Below are 4,569 nucleotides of genomic sequence, written 5' to 3'. Positions count from 1 at the left end.
GGCTGGCGGCGCCGCTGCTGGCGCTGGCCGGCCTGGCGCCGCGGCGCGGCCTGTCGCTCGCCGTGCCGGCGCATCTGCTGGTGCTGTGGGCCTGGCACGCGCCGCCCGCCTATGAGGCCGCCCTCGCCTCGGATGCCGTCTACTGGCTGATGCAGCTCTCGCTGCTGGGCAGCGCCGCCTGGTTCTGGGGTGCTGCGCTGGCGCGCGGCGCGGCGCTGCCCGGCATCGGCGCGCTGCTGGCCGGCATGGTCGGCATGGGCATGCTGGGCGCGCTGCTGACCTTCGCGCCCACCGCCCTCTACGCGCCACACGCCGCCACCACCCAGGCCTGGGGCCTGTCGCCGCTGCAGGACCAGCAGCTGGCCGGGCTGCTGATGTGGGTGCCCGCCGCGCTGGCCTATCTGCTGCCGGCGCTGGCGCAGGGCGCCGCCTGGCTGCGCGCCGAGCGCGGCTGAGCCGGGACCGGGGGAGGCATCCATGCTGGCCTGGCTGAAGGCGGCGCATATCGCCACGCTGTGCATCTGGTGCGCCGGGCTGCTGGTGCTGCCCGGCCTGTTCCTCGGCCGGGTCCAGGCGCTGCCGCCGCGCGAGCTGAAGCGGCTCTGGCACTTCACCTGGATCGGCTACCGCGTGGTGATGTCGCCCGCCGCCGTGCTGGCCATCGCCACCGGCACCGGGCTGATCTTCGGCTACGCGGTGTTCGAGCCCTGGCTCTACCTGAAGCTCGCCGTGGTGGGGGCGATGGTCGCCCTGCACATGAGCTACGGCCTGGCGCTGGCCCGGCTGGCCGAGCCGGAGAAGCATTTCCCGCGCCTGGCCGGGCTCGCCATGCTCGGCGGCGCCACGCTGCTGATCCTCGCCGTGCTGCTGCTGGTGCTGGGCAAGCCGCCGCTGGATGCCGGCGCGCTGCCGGACTGGATGCGCCAGCCCGGCAGCGGCCGCACCCTGCTTCAATCCTCGTTGGAGAGCATGAGGCCGATCTGATGCTCGAACACCAGCTTGCCCCCATGCCAGCCGGCCAGGCCGACGAAGAAGGCCGCCAGCAGCGACAGGAAGCCGCCCCAGGGCAGCAGCGCCGCCTCACCCAGCTGCAGCCGGATGCCCCAATTGGCGCCGGCGACGGACAGCAGCATCACGGCGGCGACGAAATGCGTCCAGCCGGCGCTGTGGCGGCGGATGCCGCGCACCAGCAGCAGCTCCGCCGTGCCGGACAGCCCGGCCAGCAGGCCGAGGAAGAAGGCGGCGCCCGAGGCCCACAGCCCGGCGCGCACCCAGAACGGGTCGCCATCCCACCAGTAGAGGACGTCGCAGGCCAGCGTCGCCATCACCAGGGCGATGGGGAAGGCCACCAGCATGGCGTGGATCGGGTGGCCGGCCACGGCCACCTTGGAACTGACCGCCTCGCTGCTCAGCTCGGGAATCGGGTTGGGCATCGCTCACCTCCTGCCACGCGGCACCATCGCCACCTGCGGGCGTTAAGCGCCGCAACCCTGCCAGGGTTCCTCGCCGCCTGCGACGGGCCGCTCTCCACCCTCGACCCGGCCGGGCCGGGGGCGGCGGCGGTGGCCTGGCTGTGGTGGGTGATGCTGGCGGCCTCGCTGCCGATCCTGGCGCTGGTCTGCGGCTTCGCCCTCTACGCCTTCCGCCGCGAGCGGCGCGGCCAGGGGCTGCATGTGCGGCGCTTCGTCATCGGCTGGGGGCTGGTGTTTCCGGTCAGCGTGCTGGCCGTGCTGCTGGTGGTGTCGCTGCGCACCGGCGAGGCGCTGCTGGCCCGGCCGGAGGAGCCGGATGTGGTGCGCGTCACCGCCATCGGCCATCGCTGGTGGTGGGAGTTCATCCAGACCGACGCCGCCGGCCAGGCGCTGCACAGCGCCAACGAACTGCACATCCCCGCCGGCCGGAAGGTCGAGGTGCGGATCGAGGCGCACGACGTCATCCACAGCTTCTGGGTGCCGCGGCTGACCGGCAAGATGGACGCCATTCCCGGCCACCCGAACCTGCTGCGGCTGCAGGCCGACGCGCCGGGTGTCTATGACGGGCAATGCGCCGAGTTCTGCGGGTTGCAGCATGCCCGCATGCGCTTCCGCGTGCGCGCCCACCCGCCGGAGGAGTATGCGGCGGCGCTGGCCCGGCTGGCGGCGGCGCGGCCCGATCCCGCGCATCCCGGCGCCACGCCCTTCGCGCAGAACTGCGCCAGCTGCCACAGCGCCGAACCGGGCGTGGCCGGCGCCGCGCCGAACCTCGCCGGCCTCGCCCAGCGCGACCGGCTCGGCGCCGGGGCGCTGGAGTATCGCGACGCGGGCGACCTCCGCCTCTGGCTGACCCGCCACGAGCGCATCAAGCCCGGCAGCGGCGAGCCCTCGCACGCGGCGCTGCCGGCGGCCGAGCTGGACGCCATCATCGATTATCTGGAGAGCGCGCGTTGAGCGACGGCCTGTCCCCCCTCGCCCGCCACCGCGCGCTGGAGGCGATCTGGCGCACCCCGCCCGGCTGGGGGCGGCTCTCGGCGGTCAACCACTCGGTGGTCGGGCTGCGCTTCATGATCACGGCGGCGGTGTTCTTCGCCATCGGCGGCGTGCTGGCCATGCTGATCCGCGCCCAGCTGGCCCTGCCCGGCAACGCCTTCATGGATGCCGCGCAGTACAACCAGGTCTTCACCATGCACGGCACGGTGATGATGTTCCTCTTCGCCATCCCGATGTTCGAGGGGCTGGCGCTCTACCTGCTGCCGAAGCTGCTCGGCGCGCGCGACCTCGCCTTCCCGCGCCTCTCCGCCTTCGGCTACTGGTGCTATGTGCTGGGCGGCAGCTTCATCGTGCTGGCGATGCTGGCCGGGCTCGCGCCCGATGGCGGCTGGTTCATGTACACGCCGCTCGCCTCCTCCACCTACACGCCGGGCATCAATGCCGATGTCTGGCTGCTCGGCATCACCTTCGTCGAGATCTCGGCGATGGCGGCGGCGGTGGAGTTCACCGCCACCATCCTGAAGGTCCGCGCGCCAGGCATGGCGCTGCGGCGCATGCCGATCTTCGGCTGGTACGCGCTGGTGACCTCGGCGATGATGCTGCTGGGCTTCCCGCCGCTGATCCTCGGCTCGATCCTGCTGGAGGCCGAGCGCGCCGTCGGCCTGCCCTTCTTCGACCCCGAGCGCGGCGGCAGCCCGCTGCTGTGGCAGCACCTGTTCTGGCTGTTCGGCCACCCGGAGGTCTACATCATCTTCCTGCCGGCGGCGGGCGCCATCTCCACCATCCTGCCGGTCTTCGCCCGGCACAAGCTGGTCGGCTACAACGGCATCGTGCTGGCGCTGATCGCCATGGGCTTCCTCAGCTTCGGGCTGTGGGTGCACCACATGTTCACCGTCGGCATCCCGCACATGGCGCTGGGCTTCTTCTCGGCGGCCTCGATGGCGGTGGCGATCCCGACGGCGGTGCAGGTCTTCGCCTGGCTGGCGACGCTGCTGAAGGGCCGGCCGCGGCTCGAGCTGCCGATGCTCTACATCATGGGCTTCTTCTTCGTCTTCACCGCCGGCGGGCTGACGGGCGTGATGGTCGCGGTGGTGCCCTTCGACTGGCAGGTGCACGACACCCAGTTCATCGTGGCGCATCTGCACTATGTGCTGGTGGGCGGCTTCGTGCTGCCGATGATGGGCGCGGCCTATTACTGGATGCCGCTGATCACCGGGCGGATGCCGGTCTTCCATCTCGGCCGCATCGCCTTCTGGCTGGTGTTCATCGGCTTCAACATGACCTTCCTGCTGATGCACCTGACCGGGCTGCGCGGCATGCCGCGCCGCGTCTACACCTATCCCGAGGGCATCGGCTGGGACTGGCTGAACCTGCTCTCCTCGGTGGGCGGGTTCCTCACCGCCATCGGCTTCGCGGTGTTCGCGGTGGATCTGCTGCTGCAGCCGCGCTACGGCCGCCACGCCCCGCGCAACCCCTGGGGCGCCGAACCGGAGAGCAACGGCCTGGAATGGGCCATGCCGCTGCCGCCGCCCAGCTACAACATCGCCAGCCTGCCGCCGGTGGAGAGCCGCACCCCGCTGGCCGACCAGCCCGACCTGGCGCGCCAGCTGGCCGCCGGGCGGCACTACTGCGCGACGCCGCGCGGCGACTGGATGGAGACGCTGGGCGTGGAAGCCAATTCCGGCCGGGTGGACCAGCTGATCATCCTGCCGCGGCCCTCCTACATCCCGCTCTGGACCGGGCTGGCCGCCGCGGTCGGCTTCGCCGGGCTGGTGAGCAAGCTCTACTGGCTGTCCGGTGTCGGCGTGCTGCTGACGCTGCTCTGCGCGCTGCTCTGGTGCTGGGACATGGGGGCGCGGCGCGACCCGGCGCCGCTGCCGATCGGCCATGGCGAGACGGCCATGCCGCACACCGGCGTGCGCTCGCCGCCCGGGCTGTGGGCGATGGTGCTGCTGCTGCTGGCCGATTCCGCCATGCTCGGCTCGCTGATCTTCGGCGCGCTGTTCCTCTGGCTGGTGGCGCCGGGCTGGCCGCCGCCGCCGCTGCCGCCGGCCGAGCCCTTTCTTCTGGTGGCCGCCCTGGCGGGGCTGCTGCTGGCGCCCGC

Annotated in this window: 5 protein-coding genes; 4 read left to right on the top strand and 1 reads right to left on the bottom strand. The window is 72.4% G+C overall.

Annotation, left to right across the window (positions count from 1 at the left end; translation table 11 throughout):
* On the top strand, positions 1-455 hold a 455-nt coding region (locus HMPREF0731_RS15135; protein ID WP_007005039.1), incomplete at its 5' end, for a cytochrome c oxidase assembly protein.
* Between the two features lie 22 nt (positions 456-477).
* Positions 478-984 carry a CopD family protein gene (locus HMPREF0731_RS15130; protein ID WP_007005038.1) on the top strand — a complete coding sequence of 169 codons (507 nt, stop codon included), beginning with the start codon at positions 478-480 and terminating at the stop codon, positions 982-984.
* Here the strand turns inward: HMPREF0731_RS15130 and HMPREF0731_RS15125 are convergent.
* Positions 951-1,433, bottom strand: a complete 483-nt coding sequence (locus HMPREF0731_RS15125; protein WP_007005037.1) for a DUF2231 domain-containing protein — start codon at positions 1,431-1,433, stop codon at positions 951-953. The genes HMPREF0731_RS15130 and HMPREF0731_RS15125 overlap by 34 nt on opposite strands.
* On the opposite strand from HMPREF0731_RS15125, the gene coxB reads away from it, so the two are divergent.
* Entirely contained in the window at positions 1,359-2,426 is a 1,068-nt protein-coding gene (coxB, locus tag HMPREF0731_RS23905) for a cytochrome c oxidase subunit II (RefSeq protein ID WP_085980169.1), read from the top strand. The genes HMPREF0731_RS15125 and coxB overlap by 75 nt on opposite strands.
* Positions 2,423-4,569: cytochrome c oxidase subunit I (ctaD, locus tag HMPREF0731_RS15115; protein ID WP_007005035.1), on the top strand; the 2,147-nt coding region annotated here is incomplete at its 3' end. The genes coxB and ctaD, both read left to right, overlap by 4 nt.

It is taken from the genome of Pseudoroseomonas cervicalis ATCC 49957, from assembly GCF_000164635.1.
Taxonomy (GTDB): domain Bacteria; phylum Pseudomonadota; class Alphaproteobacteria; order Acetobacterales; family Acetobacteraceae; genus Pseudoroseomonas; species Pseudoroseomonas cervicalis.
The sequence above is the reverse complement of the archived record's forward strand: the minus strand, read 5'-3'. Positions and strand labels throughout refer to the sequence as shown.